Source organism: Bacillus sp. SM2101 (genome assembly GCF_018588585.1).
GTDB classification, from domain to species: Bacteria; Bacillota; Bacilli; order Bacillales; family SM2101; genus Nanhaiella; species Nanhaiella sioensis.
The window spans coordinates 37,969-56,067 of sequence record NZ_JAEUFG010000020.1; the positions used below are offsets into that span (position 1 = coordinate 37,969).

14 protein-coding genes are annotated in these 18,099 nt (G+C 32.7%); 10 read left to right on the forward strand and 4 right to left on the reverse strand.

All coding sequences use genetic code 11. The annotated features are described in order from the left end of the window. The first annotated feature begins 10 nt into the window (after nt 1-10). Complete coding sequence (locus tag JM172_RS17370; protein ID WP_214483647.1) at nt 11-1,348, forward strand: ATP-grasp domain-containing protein; 1,338 nt, start codon at nt 11-13, stop codon at nt 1,346-1,348. Nucleotides 1,349-1,587: 239 nt separating this feature from the next. Next, a complete protein-coding gene (locus tag JM172_RS17375) occupies nt 1,588-2,058 on the forward strand; it encodes an NUDIX hydrolase (RefSeq protein ID WP_214483648.1) in 471 nt (156 codons plus the stop codon). Between the two features lie 439 nt (nt 2,059-2,497). On the opposite strand, the gene JM172_RS17380 is transcribed toward JM172_RS17375, so the two are convergent. Beyond that, the gene (locus JM172_RS17380) at nt 2,498-4,291 is read right to left on the reverse strand and encodes an ABC transporter substrate-binding protein (RefSeq protein WP_214483649.1); all 1,794 of its coding nucleotides are present in this window, start codon (nt 4,289-4,291) and stop codon (nt 2,498-2,500) included. A gap of 926 nt (nt 4,292-5,217) precedes the next feature. Here JM172_RS17380 and JM172_RS17385 point away from each other — a divergent pair. From JM172_RS17385 to JM172_RS17400, 4 genes are all read left to right on the forward strand, one after another. Next, nucleotides 5,218-6,459, forward strand: coding sequence for an MFS transporter (locus JM172_RS17385; protein ID WP_214483650.1), 1,242 nt, complete (start codon nt 5,218-5,220; stop codon nt 6,457-6,459). A gap of 845 nt (nt 6,460-7,304) precedes the next feature. Then, nucleotides 7,305-7,607 carry a GrpB family protein gene (locus JM172_RS17390; RefSeq protein WP_250886740.1) on the forward strand — a complete coding sequence of 101 codons (303 nt, stop codon included), beginning with the start codon at nt 7,305-7,307 and terminating at the stop codon, nt 7,605-7,607. A gap of 386 nt (nt 7,608-7,993) precedes the next feature. Beyond that, complete coding sequence (locus JM172_RS17395) at nt 7,994-8,311, forward strand: hypothetical protein (RefSeq protein WP_214483651.1); 318 nt, start codon at nt 7,994-7,996, stop codon at nt 8,309-8,311. 220 nt (nt 8,312-8,531) lie between these two features. Continuing rightward, the gene (locus JM172_RS17400) at nt 8,532-9,401 is read left to right on the forward strand and encodes an alpha/beta hydrolase family protein (RefSeq protein ID WP_214483652.1); all 870 of its coding nucleotides are present in this window, start codon (nt 8,532-8,534) and stop codon (nt 9,399-9,401) included. 360 nt (nt 9,402-9,761) lie between these two features. Here the strand turns inward: JM172_RS17400 and JM172_RS17405 are convergent, their stop codons facing one another. Together JM172_RS17405 and JM172_RS17410 are read right to left on the reverse strand one after the other, a co-directional pair. Continuing rightward, nucleotides 9,762-10,559 carry an alpha/beta hydrolase family protein gene (locus JM172_RS17405; RefSeq protein ID WP_214483653.1) on the reverse strand — a complete coding sequence of 266 codons (798 nt, stop codon included), beginning with the start codon at nt 10,557-10,559 and terminating at the stop codon, nt 9,762-9,764. Between the two features lie 555 nt (nt 10,560-11,114). Then, nucleotides 11,115-12,302, reverse strand: coding sequence for an MFS transporter (locus tag JM172_RS17410; protein WP_214483654.1), 1,188 nt, complete (start codon nt 12,300-12,302; stop codon nt 11,115-11,117). 289 nt (nt 12,303-12,591) lie between these two features. On the opposite strand from JM172_RS17410, the gene JM172_RS17415 reads away from it, so the two are divergent. Together JM172_RS17415 and JM172_RS17420 are read left to right on the forward strand one after the other, a co-directional pair. Next, nucleotides 12,592-13,827: a tetratricopeptide repeat protein gene (locus JM172_RS17415; RefSeq protein ID WP_214483655.1), complete on the forward strand. Its 1,236-nt coding sequence runs from the start codon at nt 12,592-12,594 to the stop codon at nt 13,825-13,827. A gap of 263 nt (nt 13,828-14,090) precedes the next feature. Beyond that, nucleotides 14,091-14,432 carry a cupin domain-containing protein gene (locus JM172_RS17420; RefSeq protein ID WP_214483656.1) on the forward strand — a complete coding sequence of 114 codons (342 nt, stop codon included), beginning with the start codon at nt 14,091-14,093 and terminating at the stop codon, nt 14,430-14,432. 616 nt (nt 14,433-15,048) lie between these two features. Here the strand turns inward: JM172_RS17420 and JM172_RS17425 are convergent. Beyond that, on the reverse strand, nt 15,049-15,402 hold the full coding sequence (locus JM172_RS17425; RefSeq protein WP_214483657.1) for a hypothetical protein: 354 nt from the start codon (nt 15,400-15,402) through the stop codon (nt 15,049-15,051). Nucleotides 15,403-16,170: 768 nt separating this feature from the next. Between JM172_RS17425 and JM172_RS17430 the strand changes: the two genes are divergently transcribed. Both JM172_RS17430 and JM172_RS17435 read left to right on the forward strand, forming a co-directional pair. Further along, a complete protein-coding gene (locus JM172_RS17430) occupies nt 16,171-16,437 on the forward strand; it encodes a CD3324 family protein (RefSeq protein WP_214483658.1) in 267 nt (88 codons plus the stop codon). Between the two features lie 157 nt (nt 16,438-16,594). Then, the gene (locus JM172_RS17435) at nt 16,595-17,596 is read left to right on the forward strand and encodes a phosphotransferase enzyme family protein (protein WP_214483659.1); all 1,002 of its coding nucleotides are present in this window, start codon (nt 16,595-16,597) and stop codon (nt 17,594-17,596) included. Nucleotides 17,597-18,099: the final 503 nt, after the last annotated feature.

Genomic DNA, 18,099 nt, shown 5'->3' on the forward strand with positions numbered 1-18,099 from the left:
GATGATTATGATGTATAAGATATTAAAAGGAACTGAACTAGAAAATACACCACACGTTTTATTTGTAGGGGGATGGACTAAGCCTATACAAGATGCTTTAGAAAGAGGATTTACTGTTTCGTATATAGGGTCTTACACTAAACACGTATATTTCGATGGAACGATCTTAGAAAAGTGTTTCTATAAAAAAGAAATAGACACAACAAACATACCCATATGTGTATACTACGCTGAAGAATTGTACAAAGAGAAACCGTTTGATATGGTTGTATCTTTCAACGAAACGGCCTTAGATACGGCTTCTATAATTGCAAAGATTTTTAATGTTAAAGGAACATCTTACAACGCTAATATGATAACCCGTAATAAAGACATGATGCGTGAAATTTTAGCAGGCAAGGACTTTTCGATAGATTCGATAGTTTGCAATAATATAAAAGATATTGATGAATTTTTGAACAAAAAAGATAGTATTATCATAAAGCCCCCGAGTGGTGCAGGTGGTAAAGAGGTATCTAAGTTAGACAGAGGAGATGACGTAGAGGTATTTATTAAAGATAACGGTATTCAGCTACCTATTTTAGTGGAAGAGTACGTTGAAGGTAACGTGGTTTATACGGTAGAAGCCGTTTCTCATAACAAAAAACATTCTATACTTGCTATATCAGCTGAAATATTTAAAGAAGCTACGTTTTTAATAAACTATACTATTATGCCGGCACCTATAGATGAATCTCAAAAAAAATTAATCATTGAGAAAGTCATGCTATTTTTGGACGACATGCAGCTGGAAGACGGCATTACTCATACAGAGGTAAAGATAGACAGACAAAATAACCCAATAATCATAGAGTCTCAAGTCAGAATAGGTGGAGGAAATATTTGGAGAATGGTAGAATTAACAACTGGCATATCTCAATTTGGATACTATTATGATGCGTTGGCAACTAAAACTATTGATGAATTTAGATGTGTACCTTCTAAATGTCAAGCTATGTCTTTAAGTTTGATTCCAAAACCAGGTTGCCTAAAAGAAATCAAGTATGAAGGATTAGCTAACATATCCGAGGTTGTATTAATTGATCTATTAGTAAAAGAGGGCGACACCATACCAACTATTGTAGACAGTACTCAACGTAAAGGTTATATATTATTTACGGCTTATGATATAAATCATATGTACGAAGTTGCAGACAAAATATGTAACAATATAACGTTTGTTTATCAGGATTTATCAGAATGGAAACCTTCTTTTAAAAAGATATTTACAAGGAATGTGACACATGACTGGTCTTTATCTCAATCTCATCAAAAAGGACAAGAAAAACGACAACTGTCGATTAACTAAAAATAGGTAGACTACTCCAGATAATAAATTCGTAGTTTTTCAAAATAGAAACAATTTCAGAAAACCAATCGATGAGTAAATTGCTTTCAAGGAATCTTCTTTGAAAAGAGACAAAGGATTATTATAGAAATTCAGACTTATTTATCAGAATTGGGCTCAAATTTCTTTTTAGAGAGGGAGGAGAATCAAATTTTGATTGTCAAAAAAAAGCTATAACGACAAGATAAGGGGGTGTTACGTTGGTTAATGTAGAAGTGCCGTTAAGATGTACAGGTGTTGCGGCTGCATTATTAAAAAGAGTTGGAGCAGATTACAAAGTTCTATTGCTTAAACGTGATACAGCAGTTTTACAAGATGTTTGGTGTTATATAGGTGGGAGTATAGAAGAAGGAGAAAAAGCGTGGGAAGCTGCTCTTAGAGAAATTGAAGAGGAGACAGGGATTACTTGTAATTCCCTCTATACCTCGAATCTATTTGATCAAATTTATTCACCTCAAGAAAATTACATCTATATTGCTCCGGTCTTCATAGGTTATGTGGATGAAGCACAAAAGGTAAGTTTAAACTATGAACATAATGATTATAAATGGGTTTCCTTCAAGGAAGCATTTGAAACAGTTTCATTACCAGGTAATGAAGAAGTACTTCGTTCTATCGAAAAATACTTTGCTAATCGTAAACCATTACATAATCTACGTATACAACAATAAAATCATGCCTGTACAGGAAATAAAAAGTGTTCAAGCAAAAAGTATCGTGATAAATGAGAAATAATGAATATTGGGTAGGGTGGTTAGTCTGTAAGAAAGATTTTCTAACTCACGGTCGTTATTATATCTCTAAATCTAATAGGAATTAAAAAATCTTTTGAATTATACTTTGCTAGGAGAACTAGTCAACAAGAGGAGTAGTTTGGGGTTCCACCTTGTAAAAATAATGATACGAAGCTATAGATGTACAAAAACTAAGCAGTTGTGATCATCAACTTCTATGTTTATACAGTAAGGACAACTACGTTTTAATAATTATCTTGAAAAATTCTTGAGTAAATTATCAACGGTTTATACAGCTAAAAGGCCAATCAAAAATTTGATTGACCTTTTAGCTACTATTAACAATAGAGAAGCTTTTTGTTTGTTGGTAGATGATTCATTTTTCCAACCACAATTCTCTATACTCTATCCAACCAAGTGCATTTAGAGAGACACCTTTTAAGCTGTCATGGTGTACTGCATTTTGTCTGTTGTGATATAAAAATATAACGTTATAGCTGTTTCTTATGATGTTTTCAATGTTATTTAATATGTGCAAACGCTGTTCTTTATTTGATGTTTTTAATGCTGTTGCTATTAATTCTTCTATTTCTTCTTCATAATTTTCTCCTATAAGCGAGCCGATAAATGAACCTTTCTCTTTATAGACACCGATTAATTCAATTTCAATATTTGCATCAAATACTTCACCTGCTACAATTAGATCAGCCTGCATCATGACATCCTTTTTTCTTAATTCCTCGATTGGAAATACCGATATTTCGATGTAAACACCTAGCTTTTCAGCTGCCCTTTTTATCCACTGAGCATCTTCGATATTTAATGGCATTTCATATGTATACAAATGAATGGTTTCTCCAGCGTAACCACTTTGAGCTAGTTTTTCTCTAGCTTTAGTTATATCGTAGTCGTTAATGTATGTTTCTATTAGATTACTGGACAGGAAGCCACTTGCTGGTTTATGCCTTAGTCCACCAAGGTCTTCTATTAATGAGGTCCTATTAATTGCAAGATGAAATGCTTTACGAAAATTCACATTTTGATATGGTGATTGTTTATGTAAATTGAACGCCAAATAAAAACTCTCATTTTCAAACCGATTTAACTCGTTGAAGCCTTCTCCATCTCTCAATGAATGAGTTATATGTAAGTATTTAAAGTTAAGGCTTTTTAGTTTTTGTTCAACTGTAAAGTCTGGCCATATCCATATTTCAATTTGGTCTAGATGAGCTCTTTCTTTGAAATAGTATTCATTTACTTGTAATAATAGCTTAGACTTGTCGTTTCGTTTAATAGAAAATGGACCTGTTCCAACCGGGAATGTTGAAAATTCTTCATGCTCATGTAAATCATTAGGGACAATAGACAATTTAGAAGAATTTAGAACATTTACAAATAAAGAGTTAGGTTCAAAAAGTTCAATCTGAATGGCATGTTCATGCATACAAGTAATTTTTTTTATACCGTTAACCATCCATTGATGTGGTGATTCCGTTTTAGGGTTCTGTATTCTTTGTAAGGTATAGGCCACATCTAATGATGACATCGTTTTTCCATGATGAAAACGTATACCCTTTCGTAAATAAAATGTCCACACCTTGTATGTTTCATCATTAGTCCAATAATGGGCAAGATGAGGTTCAATAGCTTTCGTTTTCGGGTTAAAGATAACCAATGTGTCAAACACTTGTTTAACGATATGAACTTCAGTTCGACGCATTGCGAATGCAGGATCTAGAAATGGTATTGGTCGATAAAATGGGAAACGAAGCATGTCCAATTGCTGTTGTGAACTTTCTTTTTGATGATACCCTAGTTGTTGTTCCATCCAGTTGGAGAACATTACGCTGCCTTCATTGCTGATATTATATGTATTTAATAAAGTATGCGCGCTATGTAAGTCACCTGACAAAACTCTATGTTTAGCAAGATCTACTAATAAAAGGTCTTTCTCTTTTAAAAACATAATTTTAGAAGATTTTCCTCTACCTCTTCCAGAAGACCACTTTATCCAGTTACGGTCTTCCATTTTTTTGATTAGAATATTGGTATTTCTTTTTGTACTATATAGAATTTCACTGATTCTCGTTAATTTTACTTCAATCCATTCTCTGTTCTGTTCGTTAGAAAAATGGGTTCGTAATTGTAGGTAGTGCTCTTCCACTAACATTTGTCACACATCCTAATAGGTAGATTTTTAAAGAGACATTGTTGTTATTATCTTTCGTGAATTTGATTAGGTATAATACAGGAATCAAGTGAAAGCAAAATATTAATTCCTAATTAATTTGATAGCGTTGCTCTTACAATAACAAACATGTAGTTGCGAAGATGTGCTAGCGAACAATTTACTAATAATATATCAATTATACCCTTTTTTTATTTTATTATTGACTATGCTAATCTCGATTATATATTTACTAAGGACGTTAAGACTCACTAATAAATGTCAATGAAAGTATAAGTGTGAGAGGGCTTAGGTTATATCCTTGTGGCGTACATGGGAATACGTATGAAATCAATATTATTACTTTGAAAGTTCAATAGTGGGAATTAGAATTACATTGAGTTCCATTCTTACGAGTCAAGCGTGTGACAGTGGAATATACAAATATTAGTAATAATGGTGCTGAGAAATTTTTCAAATAATTGATTGTCAGATAAGCCTTACTCTATATGGAGTAGGGATTTTTTAGAAACAATAAAGTAATAGAACACTTTAACTAACACAAAATCAAGCTCTTCATAGATGGCTATTCAAACTAATTGAAGCTCCCAACAGTGCAGTTTTTTCTTCATTCTCCACTGTTGGTTAGTTAAACCAACCAGTTGACACGAGATAAAAGGTGAAAAAACAATATAATTCTTTCAGCTTTCTTTCACCTTAATTGAGTTTAAACTAATAAATAGGCTCTTTTCGTAAACTTTGTTGATAATAGCTCCTAAATTAGAAGTTAAAGGTGTCATTGACTCATAAATCATCTTTGTATAGAAAAAAAGCTACGAAATCTAGTTGTATTTGTGTTTATTTATTAGTACAACAAAGGTCAATCTATGCGAAAACAGCCAATAAATAACAGTAGAAAGGGGAAGATTATGAATCTACCTAAACCAAAAGAAAACATATCTATTCGACAAAAGAACGAACATTCATCACTATGGATGAATAAAAATTTTGTTATTCTTTTCATCACTGGATCAATTATTGCTTTTGGAAGTAAGGTTTATGAATTAGCGCTTCCGTTGATATTATACACTTTAACAGCATCCTCAGTAGCAATGTCCACAATGAGGGCTATTGAATTTCTTCCTAATCTATTATTGGCAATGTTTATTGGTGTTATCGTTGATCGTGTCAATAAAAAAAGGTGGTCTTTATGGGCGATCTTTTTACAAATTGTTGTGCTTTTTCTGTTATTTATGCTCATCCAAATTGGGTTTGAGAACTTAATCGTTTTCTACAGTGCTGGATTCATGTTGATGACTTGTAGTTACGCTTATTTTAATGCAAGGGCAAGTATAATTAAGCAAGTATTACCAACAGAGTTATTAACTCCTGCTAACGCATCATTTGCATTTATTACTACATTTATTGGGATAATGGGCCCTGCAATAACAGGTTTAATATTATTTTTTTCTAATTTGCATATCGGTTTACTTATTACAGCAATTGCTTTTACCGTTGCATTCTTCCTACTCATGTTATTGGATTCAAACGAAGCTGAAATAGAGAGGGATACAAATTTTCGTGAAGAATTAAAAGAAGGCTGGAAAGAACTTAGAAATAATAGGCCACTCTGGATGATCACCATTCTAGTTATCTTTACTAACTCCACTTCGGGAATGGTAGATACAATGATTATCTTTTTTGCTAAGGATGTATTACAGCTAAATAGTTCACAATTGGGAATCGTCTTATCATGTGCTGGCCTTGGAGGATTGGTAGGGAGTAGTGTTGTTACGTGGATTCGCAATAAAATGGCGGTTGGTGTGATTCTCGGAATGACAACATTATTATCAGGTTTAACATACTTTATGTTATTTATTGCAAATAACATTTGGATATTAGGATTCAGTTTGTTTTTATACGGATTATTTGGAACGATCTCATCAATTTGTATTTGGTCATATCGCCAAGAAACGACGCCACATGAACTAATTGGAAGAATTAGCGGGATTACAGGTTCAATGTTTAAGATTGGTATGCCTATCGCAATTATTGCATCAGGCTGGATTGCAGAGTGGTATAATCCTTCGCTAGTATTTTTACTTGCTTGTATGTTTAGTCTATTAATTTTTCTATGGGTTCGTAAATCACCTTTGTGGAAATTGGTATAAATTTAAGAAGGGTTTTAAATAATGGGTAGCAAACAGGTGTCAGAGTGAGCAAATAGCATATAAAGTAGAAAAATAAATCACCTTATTCGCATAGGTTACGTTATTTGGCAAGACAACACTGCCTAACCAGCTTGCTGAAGTAATTTGAAACAAAAGTGAGAACGTAATTAAAACGAACATCTATCATTTTTATAATCCAATAGACATTCGGTGCAGGCAAGGGGGGAGGTCAACGCGTGGCTAATGCGAGGATGCCCATGATTATGAGTCCTTTATGCAAAAGCTTCTTGTGACGTTATGACTACATTACCAAACAATCTTCTTACACTTAGGGAAGAAGCTTTCATTTTTTTAGTTTATGAGTATGCATATTTTGATATGTAAGGAAAGACACAGATTTTCTAATATTTGAATGTACAAAAATTGTGTTGTACCGAGATGACAAACTTGGCCCTAATCAAAAAGGTGCAAAATAGATTCCCATGTCTAACTAAGAGAATGGAAAGCTTTATGCCAAACTAGGAAAGTAAATCAAAGGTTACACAAGAAATATTGATATGCTTCAAGAACATAAGCTTATACTCGAAACTACACAAAAAATAATGCATTAATCTTCAGCAATATGACGCGATGACCTAAACATCATCGTGTTTTTGTATTCACCAGAAAGTTGTAGTAAGCAACAAATCATTTTAGAATTATAAGTGCAAAATAAAAAAGTAATATTTTCATAGGTGGAATAAATATGACAAAACCAATTGTTGTTCTTAGTAATTATAATCCAAATTGGGAAAATCAATTTGGATATGAGAAAGAAAGAATTCTTAATGTTCTAGGTGATAAAATTGATTGAATATGAATATGTCCCCCAACCTGAGTTTAAAGATAGAGAGTTTTTTAGGAAGGGATTATGGAGACAGGGTACTTCGCATCTACATATTTGTGAATTTAATAGCAGTGAGTGGATTGAAAAATTATTGTTTCGTGATTATCTTAGAGTACACCCCCATGCAGCTAAAGAGTATGCCTCACTAAAAAAAGAACTTGCTTCTAAATATAAGTTTGATAGACCGACTTATACAAAGAAGAAAGAACCGTTTATAAAAACCATGATAGAGAAGGCCAGGAGTGAGATAGAAAGTAAATAACATCAGTTATTTTAGTATCAGTGGTGCTTGTGAAGCAGAATTAGAAATCTGAGGATGAAGCAACTTTTATTTATTCCGAAATCTGGCGTTAATGTGGAAAAGGTTAGCGTCATTTTCGTTTTAGGACCATTATCTTGAAGGTTAGCAGGCGCTGCTCAGTAATAATACTGAAAGCGTCTTTCTTTATGTTTTGTGCAATATTGTGTAAACGAGGTTATTTAGTAGTCTCGATGGACATTTGTTACTAGTTTTCATTTTAGCCTATTAATTTATATAAGGAATTTTATGGTATATTATTAGATTAGTATGACCTCAAAATACTTATACAATAGCAGGAGTTATTGATATGAAGAGAATAAATAAAGGTAAATAGAGGAGGGAAAATTATGCCTATGGAGCAAGAAACGATGGGATATTTAACATATGGATTTTCTATAGTAATGGGAATATCTTTTATCGTTATTTTATTATTATTTATCAAAAGAAAGTCGTATAGAATGGCTTATGGATTCGTTCTAGGTTATCTCGTTTTTTTAGCTTGGGCAGTAAATTTATTCCTTGCAGCAATTAATTTTGATTTTAATCATCCCATGGCATCAGAAGAAGTATCCTTAAAGCTTAGTGTGGCAGGAATCATGTGGGTAATCAGTATGCTATTTCTTATATTTGGATCAATCACATTTTCATGGGTGAAAAAAAGTTAAAGTGGTAGAAAAATAATGAAACACAATGATTAATGAGCCGAATAGTACTAAGCTAAGATTGACTACATTCTTTCGTGTATTATAAACACAATCTCGTTGTAATTATTAGCAATTAATAGAAGGTTCTAAAGAAAAAAACAAAATAGTTTAATAAAGCTAAAGTGATATTGAAACTAAATTTTGTTTTTTCACGCAGATAGTACAAATGGAGGAGAAAGATATGAAAAGGTCTAAGGTCATTCTATTAATGTTTCTTGTTTTAAGTCTAGCTGCTTGTTCTGAGGCTGAAAAAACGATTATTAGCTTAGAAAATGAAAACCGTCCGGAAGGAAAGTTAGAGAATACTGAAGTAATAAACTTAAAGTATCGTAGTGATGGACATGAGGTTACTGGATATATCATAAAACCTAAAGAGAATCATAAGGTTTCCCCTGTTTTGATTTTTAACAGAGGTGGGAATCGTGATTATGGAATGATAGACATTAATACAATTAACTATTTATCAGGGTGGGCGCAGAAAGGATATATCGTAATCGCGTCACAATATCGGGGGAGTATTAGTAAAGAAGGACAAGATGAATTTGGTGGATCAGATGTAAATGATGTTATGAACCTTGTGAATGTTGCCAAAGAACTACCTTATGCAGATACGAATAATATTTTCATGCTCGGAATGTCAAGAGGTGGAATGATGGCTTACTTAGCAGCAAAAAAAGATATCCAAGTAAAAGCAATTGCAGTAGTTGGTGGAATTACTGACCTTTTTGATACGTATGAAAACAGAGGAGAAGACATGAAAAGCGTATTAGAAGATTTAGTAGGGAATCCGCTGCTTGATAAACAAAAATACATTGATAGATCAGCTATTTTCTGGGCTGATGAAATAAAGGTACCTACATTAATTTTACATGGTGAAGATGATTGGCGAGTCTCCGTTAAACAAGCGAATGAACTAGCTAATAAGTTAAAAGAGCATAATAGAGAATATAAATTTATAAGTTATCCTAAAGGTGATCATGTGTTAAACACTCATTTTGAAGAGGTGGTTGATGAAATTGATGTATGGTTTAATGAGTACCTTAATGAATAACTTCTTGTTAAGCAATATGGAGCACATTTTGAAAAAGATGTGTCTTTATTCAAATTAAGAGGACAAGACATTGAATGAAAATTTGTCTAGTTAGCTAGGAAGATTTGAAAAATACATTTTAAGAGTTTTTAGAATGGATCATTTCAATCTATTTGTTAAAAAGTGATAAAAGGATCATACCTAGTAGTCAGTATTTTTCTTATTAGGTATGAACCTTCTATGGATAGAAACAATTTAAGCTCTCAAAGAAGCAGTTATGATAACTCCGTCATTATGATACCTGCTGGAATGTTGCACTATGTAATAACCTAACTGGCACCATACACTGTGACTCAACTGGATAGAAGCGTTGCTTATTTCTTAATTGTTGACTAGTAACAGAACCTCTTCTTTGACTGTTGGCCATGCGGGAGAGGTGATATTTGTCAACATGAGATGTTCTGCAGTAAGAAGGTTAACATATTTTACACTATCTCCTGCCCTTTCTGCTTCACGGTGAAAGTGATCACTAATTCCGATCGGTACGTGGATATCAAGTGCACCATGAATAAGTGTCTGGTGGACACCGATTGGAAGAAGTTCAACAGGAGAAGCATGTTTGTAACGCGTTGGATATTCCTCTGGCGATCCCCCAATTAATTCAGCTGTTGGATTATCTGGTTCGCGAGATAGCACCTTGTCACGATAATGATGCACACCATGCATCATTTCAAGGTCGTTCACTCCAGCAAGGCTAACAGTACCGAGAATAGAGATAGGGTCTTCGATGAAAAGCTCGCTATCCCTTGCAATACGATGGCGTGCAGCAATCCAGGTTGCGAGATGACCACCAGCGGAGTGACCGATTGTCACAACTTTATTCAGGTCGAGTGGATAAGATTTTGAAAGGGTACGTATGTAGTCACTCGCATTCGCAGCATCAATTAATGTACCGGGCCAACCTCCACCTTCTTGGCCTGTGCGACGGTATTCAATGTTCCATGTTGCAATCCCGCTTGCTGTTAAATCCTGAGCAACCTTTCTCATTCTCTCAAGCGTGACTCGTTTTCGCCAGAATCCACCGTGAATGACAATGGCGACAGGATGAGGTCCTTCACCTTCAGGAAGAAGTAGTTCACCAAATTGATTTTGGTTTGTTCCGTAAAATATTTTTTCCATGCTTCTTTCACCTCAATTGTTGATGATTGATTTCAATTTTATTAAAACATAGTTTTTATTCGAAACAAAGTTATATTAAGAAAGCCGTTGGTCAACTTTGAGGTGGTTATCTTCTACAGATGCTTTAGTTCTACTACTATTCACCCTTTTAGTTATTAGCTTAATAAACAAGAGGAAAAATACTTTCCATAACATTTTAGAAATTTAGGTTACATAGGACTGAAATCAGTCCTTTTTGCATTGTTATAGAAATGAATTATTAAAGAGTTGTAGACTTCATTTTTTTATGGAAGTAGGAGCTTTAAGCTAATGAGTGTCATCTTATTGTAATTCACTATAAACATAAATATATTTATGTTTATCCATGAAACTATGTGTAAATGGGAGGATATATACTACAAATTTCATCTGAATAATGCTCAGGGTAAAATCATGCTGCGTTTCATTTTGATATCATAACTGTATTCCTGTATTTCCCTTTTGCCAAATAAAAAGAACGTTACTTAAAAGTAACGTTCTAAGAGGTAAATAACAATTTAAAATATAAATCACATTTCATGATGATAATGATGTTTCCTGTTTTTGTTCCAGTCTTTTCTTGTGTAAAACAGTGAGATATGAAATGAAACTCAGTACTATGAAAAGAGTTGATGATAAGTACATCATGGCATATCCAAGATAATTAGCAATAAAACCAAGAATGAATGATCCAGATGCAATACCTATGTCGTTTCCCATAAAGTATGTAGCTGTTGCAGTTCCTCGTCTTTCAGCGGGAACTAACTCAAGCATTGTAGCATGCAAACTAGGTAGCATTAACCCAAAGCTTATCCCTATAAGTGCTGCTGATATATTAAAGGTGAGGACAGTTTGAGTTTGACTTAACAGTAATACACCTATGATAGCTAATATAAAGCCTGGAAAAACTACCAGATGGGAACCATACTTATCCGATACTTTTCCCGATAGTGGACGTGCGAAAATTAAAGCTATAGATAAAATCCCTAGAAAATAACCAGCTAAATCAACATTACCACGTTCTTTAGCGTATAGGGAGATGAAGGACACAATTCCACCATATAGGACATACATAAGACCAGATACAATTGATATCGGAACTACTTTGTATTCGAAGAAATTAGTTAATTTAAATTTCTTTTTCGAACGTTCTTTTGATTTTTCTGTCTTAGAAACTTTGATAAAGTAGCCTAATACAAAACTCGTTATCGATAATAATGTACAAATAAGAAACATCGCATAGAAATCATAAGCCTGTAATAATACTAGTCCCAAAAATGGACCAACAATCATGGCAATGCTTGCAAAGGTACTATAATATCCCATACCTTCGGCTCTTCTCTCTTGAGGAATAATATCAGAAGCTATTGTTCCTGAAGCAGTTGTAGCCATTCCAAAACCAAAACCATGCACGAAACGCAAAAGAAAAAAAACAAACAGACTAGCAATTCCTAAATAGAAGAACATACAAAGAGCAAATAAAATCCTAGCCAACAAGAATACATGTTTTCTACTGTAATAATCAAGCCATCTACCAGTTAAGGGTCGCGAAAAGATTTGTGCTGCCGAAAAAAGACCAATAATTAGCCCTACATGCTTTTCTTCTCCTTGTAAAGAATCGACTATAAATAATGGTAATGTGGGTAAAAGCATATAAAAGCTTCCAAACATAAACAGGTTACTAAGAGAAAGAAAGATAAAGTCTTTTGTCCATAGTTTATTCATAAATTAATCACCCTCCAAAATCAATTATAACACAAAAAAGTATAAATTTTCCAATTTTAGAAATAAATTATATTTTTGTAATTGTTTGACAAAACAATTAATCTGGTTTACAATGTTAATAAGTTACATAAAAGGGGTGATTTTCCATGATGACATTTGAGAGTCCTGTAGTTGATCGTCTATCTGCACTTTTCCCTGCATAAGCTACTAAGATAGTGAATTCTCTCTGAGAATTCACTATCGCTTTTTTATTAGATAAGAGTTTAATAGGAAAGGGAGGATAATAACAATGGAAAATGATAATGCTTTTTTATCAGCTATCCTACATTTAAAAGAGGTTGATAATATATCTTCACTTTGGACACAGGGTGTTTGTAGAACAATAGAACATGAAATACCTTTTCATTTGGGACAAGTATTGGAGCCCTCTACATTAGTTGAGGTGTCTCGAGTAACAGAGTTGCCCTTAGAAAAAATTTTAAAATTAGACTATGAAACTAGTGGATTTATGCGTGATATAAAAGATAATATAAGCAATATGTCATCGTTATCGTCTATAGAAAAATTAATTTTATCCTACCGATTAACATACATAGCGCGCTATGATTTAGCCATTTCTATTTTTTCTTCAATCAATATCGATGATTTAGTTGTACAAAATAAAATTCAATACTATTTTTTAAAATTTATTTTGCAGAATCGACAAAATCAAAATCAACATGAAAAAGAATTTACAAAGATGATGGAATTATTCGAAGTACACACATTACCAGAATCACAAATTTTGATGGTTTGCTCAAATGCGATTGTGTGGAAGCTAAAGGCTAAGAGCATTGGAGAGAAACTTTTTAATTGGTTTGTTGAGTATGGTTTAAAAACTGCCGATAGTTTAGGAGAAGGAAGAGATTTTAAAGAGCATATTGCTTTATCACAATTTTATCGTGCTTATGCAATGATTCCAGCAGAGGATTTACTAATAAACGAAACAAGAAAAGAAATGGAAAAATCTTTATACTTTGCTAATTTAGCTGTTCCTAAAAATAGCTGGCAGGAATATCGTAAATCAGATGCCATCAAAACTATTTATGAATCCGAATTAAAGGAGCATTTATATGTATCCAAAAATCTGCAGGCAGCTGAAAAAGCAGGTCGAAACCTTCTAAGATTAGATCCGAATTGGAGTATTTCGTATCATGAGGTAGCAGAGGTCTTTTTAGCATCTAATCAGGTTGAGAAAGCATTAGAAATGTTTGAAAAATCTCTACATGTTGGTCTTCCAAGGTTAATATTCACCCAGTATATGATTGGGCATTGTTTAGGTACGTTAAAAAGAGAAGAAGAGGCTATTGATGCTTTTGTTAAGACGTTAAAATTAGACTCATACAACATATCAGCTGGAATTAATGGGTATAATTTTGCCAAAAAACTTAATCATCATACAGAAGGTTTCTTTAAATCATTTTTAGATAAGTGGGAAGAAAAAGGTGTACTTGAGGCAAAGCATAAAGAATTTATTAATGTCTAAAAATGAATCCATAGTTTCAGGTGGGCGAATTAGCGTCACCTTATAGTAAACATAGTGATTAATGAGTCGAATAGTACTAAGATAAGCTTAGCTTACTATTGGAGTACATGAAAATGTTATTCCACAACCTGGCGCTAATCTAAAAGATAAGCGTCTTTTTCTTGAATAAGAGCAGGAATTTTTAGAAAGTGAACCGAACTTTTTAATTGAAGTTATTTATGTATTGGAAAAGCTAAGATTTTTATTGATAGGGGGTTCAGAAAATGAAAATAAGCAAAAACAATGCTGAACATTACATATTGGGAGATATCGTTGAAGGGTGGCACTTAGTGAAAAATCAAAATTTAAGTGTTATTCATGAACGTATGCCAGCTAATACATCTGAATCAAATCATTACCATCAACAATCACACCAATTCTTCTTTGTCTTATCAGGAATAGCAACTATTAAGGTAGATGGTAAAGAGATAACCTTAAATCCTCAAGAGGGAATTGAAGTTCCTCCTTTGGTACCCCACCAAATGTGTAACAGGTCAAATAATGAAGTTGAGTTTATGTTGATTTCACAACCATCAAGTAAAGGTGATAGGTTTTTGGTAGATTAAATTTATTGAACAATTTGACGCAAGAATGTGGTTAAGGGTATTATGTTTTGAACAATATTGCGTAAATCAGATACTGTAGTAACCAAAATGGACAATTTGTCAACTATGTTTAAGATGATTCAACGACATAAGCAAGTTTCCTATCAGGCGTAAAGGCGACAATACCTTAAACGCCGTCCGCTATTTGAATGATAGAGATCATGCTATGCGTTTTCATATCAATGACAGATACAGTTCCAGAGATCATTGTGATATAAGCGAGTTTTCCATCAGGAGAGATGGCCATAAAACGTGGACTACCCCCAACTTGCACAGTTGCAATAACGCTATGTGTTGTTACACAGACACAGTTGTATCGTCATTGTTCGTGACATAAGCAAGTTTTCCATCTGGCGAAAAGACGTCAAGCTGTACAAAATTTTTGCTACAATACCAACAGGTATCGTTGCAATTACTTTATGCGTTTTCGCATCAATCACCGTCCTCGTCAAATAAAGCCACCTCTTTTCAATACTTGTTATAATAAAGATATGGAAAATAGGATTGGTTAATTCGCAAGCTATGAAACACAAGTGATATTGTGATAATCAGCCTGTGCTCATAGCGCTTTTAATTTCTAGCTAAATACTTTTACAGTTGCAGCTTCAAAATCTAATATGTCATTAGTATTTTGATCAAGTAATGCCACTTGAAATAAATATTCTCCTGTTTTATTGAAAGTTCCAAGAATGTTAGCGCATGTGTTTAAGATTACATCATCAAAAACATGAACACCTACTTCGTTAAATTCAATTGGTGAGCCCTCGCTAAACACAAAGTTTATATCATCTACTTGATCGGGATCTCCTAAAGCTACTAAAACTTTTGTGTCCCTTTCTAAATCAGTAGTTGAAAAAGCGCATACTTGAATAAACTCTTGAACACCGACTTCTGCGGCGATTGGCTCCTTAAGACGAACACAAAAAGACAATATTAATACACCTCCTTAATAGAAACTACTATAGTGTATGCTATAACTTCTTTTTAGCTTGGACGAAAAATCCTAAATTATGGTATTTACCAAAAAAATACACAAGTACATAGTAAAATATGAAACTTAATATAAATTGTGGTTACTAAAAAATGAGAACTGTGGACTTTAAAAAATTTAAAGTTCCAGTGTTTTTATTTTGAATAGGATAGTATTTATAAATTAATTGTCCAATCGGTGAAAAAGAAGATACATATAATATTGTACTAATTCTGTGATAATGGTGATGAGAAGATGAGCCAGTATTCTGTTTACTAATTAAATGTTATTTATTCAACAAAATGGCGTAAATCTGTAACAAGGGTTAGTGCTTTTCACCATTTGAAGGATAAAATATAAATAAAAATGCTCTTAGTCTTATATAGTTAGTTCTAATAAAGTTTAAATAGATCTAGTCAGCATCATCTAACATATTTCTGACCTCCTAAAAGTTTATGGGAAATGTGGAAATGTAAATTGTGTTCATTACTAGTTTTGAAAGTTTAAAAATTCTGATAAAATAATATAATAGTCTAACTTGGGAAGGGGCATTATTATGATAATTATTTCGTTCGCAAATTTGGAAATTACTCATGCAAAGTCTTGTATTAGAAATTAATACTTCGCATGAAGTGAAGAATAAAATCACTGCTGCTTTGTATTTCCATTTCTGATATATGGCTTTGCACCTTATTTATAGTAATTAATTACGAATAAGGGGCTGCAGAAATGAGTTATATAAATGCAAACAATATTCTACCTGAAAAACTTCTAAAAGAACTTCAACAATATGTTCAAGGGGAAACAATATATATCCCTAAGACGAAGAATAATTTTCAAAAATGGGGTGCATGTTCTGGTGGAAGGCAAAAAATCAATGAAAGAAATACTTCTATGAAAAATGATTTTAAAAACGGGAAGACTGTTTATCAATTAGCTGAACAATATTTCCTTTCAACTGAAACTGTAAAAAAAATAATTTATACAAAGAATTAATGAATTAGAACTGATCATCTAGCAAAATAGATGCTCAGTTTTTTTATGGTGACCTTGATTACTAATGATTCTTGCTATATATCTGTGGTTAATCATCAATTAGTCTTAATAGTAAGAATCATGAGAAAAGCTGCAATGTGAAAGGATGTATTAAAGTATGGCATACGAACAAAGTAACCCATTATCAAGAAAAGAAGCTTTACAAAAGGTAGCAGAACTTTCGACAGAAAGATATCATCTACAAGTTAAGCGATTAGAATTTTTGAGTGAAGAGACCAACTTTCTATACAAGGTTATAGATAGCTTGGGTGACGTATATGTGTTAAAAATTTTTGAAGATGAATATAGCTCTCTTGAAGATAACCTTACTGAAATATTTTTTATGGACATTGTAAATAAAACAAACCACATTTCAGCACCAAAAATGATCCCTGCTAAAGATGGTGAGAAATTACAAGTTGTTACATCTGATTATACTTCTACACCGAAACATGTTGCTGTATATAGTTGGTTGGACGGTGAAGAGCTAGAGGGAAATGAAAATGATAAGCGGTTTGTACAATTAGGTGAGCTAACTGCTCATTTGCATAACGCAACATACGGGATTTCGGTCCCTACAGAGCTTGCCCCCAAAATGTGGGATGAAGTGTTTTATTTTAAGGGAGAACAAGCAATATATAAGCAAGAAGAGTTTCAGAAATTTTTGTCAAAGGAATACCATCAAATAATGGACAGTATTATCCCTTATTTAAATGATAAATTATCGTCTTACTATAAAAATAATATCAAAGACATTCAATTAATACATGGTGATCTAAATCCAGCTAATATTAAGGTGCAAAATGAACAAATGCACATTATTGATTTTGCAGATTCTATGCTCGGTTTACCAATACACGATTTATCAATTATGTTGTATTACTACAAGTATAATAAATCTCTAAATTTTGACGAAGTGAAAAAACTTTATTTTAATGGTTATAGAAAGATCCGTGATTTGCCTGATGTAACTGACTATGAGCTAGATCTATTTATGACAGCTAGAAGAGTAAGTTTCCTGAATTATATATTAGAGGTTAGTGAAAATCCAACAAATTTTATAGAAAGAAATATATCTAGAGTGAAAGGTTTCTTGGTGAAATATAACATTAACTTATAAATACATTATACAGGAATGATCTCTTTGTAATATGTAATTGATTGGTTTTTATTTCTATAACAACCAATTCTTATATAAATCAAAAAATGGATCGGCTACACTTTATGGGAATTGTATTTTTACAGCATTCTGACTTGCAGAATATATTTAATTTTCACCTACAAATATTTTATTTTGAGTAATAACAGTTTATTTAAATACAGTAGGAAAGCTAATATTCAGAAGTATAAGAGAAAGATACGTAATGACACCTTTATCGAGTATTGTATTTATATTATGTTTAATGATTTCTTTATCATAGGGTAGAAGATTATCACATTGGTAAAATGACATGTTTTGAAAAATATAATGATATTCTACAATATAGTGCAAATCTAAAATAAAGATTTGTGCTCTTTTTATTATTAGGAGTTTGTTTAAGTGCAGGGTTCGTTCGTTAACAGAAGTTACCTTATTATTTTTAAAGACAAATAGATTTTAAAAAAATATATGAAAAAAATATT

Excerpts from the sequence above, each read along its gene's own strand:
- JM172_RS17370 (WP_214483647.1), top strand. The coding sequence starts at position 11 with ATGTATAAGATATTAAAAGGAACTGAACTAGAAAATACACCACACGTT.
- JM172_RS17380 (WP_214483649.1), bottom strand. The coding sequence starts at position 4,291 with ATGTTAGTGGAAGAGCACTACCTACAATTACGAACCCATTTTTCTAAC.
- JM172_RS17385 (WP_214483650.1), top strand. The coding sequence starts at position 5,218 with ATGAATCTACCTAAACCAAAAGAAAACATATCTATTCGACAAAAGAAC.
- JM172_RS17395 (WP_214483651.1), top strand. The coding sequence starts at position 7,994 with ATGCCTATGGAGCAAGAAACGATGGGATATTTAACATATGGATTTTCT.
- JM172_RS17400 (WP_214483652.1), top strand. The coding sequence starts at position 8,532 with ATGAAAAGGTCTAAGGTCATTCTATTAATGTTTCTTGTTTTAAGTCTA.
- JM172_RS17405 (WP_214483653.1), bottom strand. The coding sequence starts at position 10,559 with ATGGAAAAAATATTTTACGGAACAAACCAAAATCAATTTGGTGAACTA.
- JM172_RS17410 (WP_214483654.1), bottom strand. The coding sequence starts at position 12,302 with ATGAATAAACTATGGACAAAAGACTTTATCTTTCTTTCTCTTAGTAAC.
- JM172_RS17415 (WP_214483655.1), top strand. The coding sequence starts at position 12,592 with ATGGAAAATGATAATGCTTTTTTATCAGCTATCCTACATTTAAAAGAG.
- JM172_RS17420 (WP_214483656.1), top strand. The coding sequence starts at position 14,091 with ATGAAAATAAGCAAAAACAATGCTGAACATTACATATTGGGAGATATC.
- JM172_RS17430 (WP_214483658.1), top strand. The coding sequence starts at position 16,171 with ATGAGTTATATAAATGCAAACAATATTCTACCTGAAAAACTTCTAAAA.
- JM172_RS17435 (WP_214483659.1), top strand. The coding sequence starts at position 16,595 with ATGGCATACGAACAAAGTAACCCATTATCAAGAAAAGAAGCTTTACAA.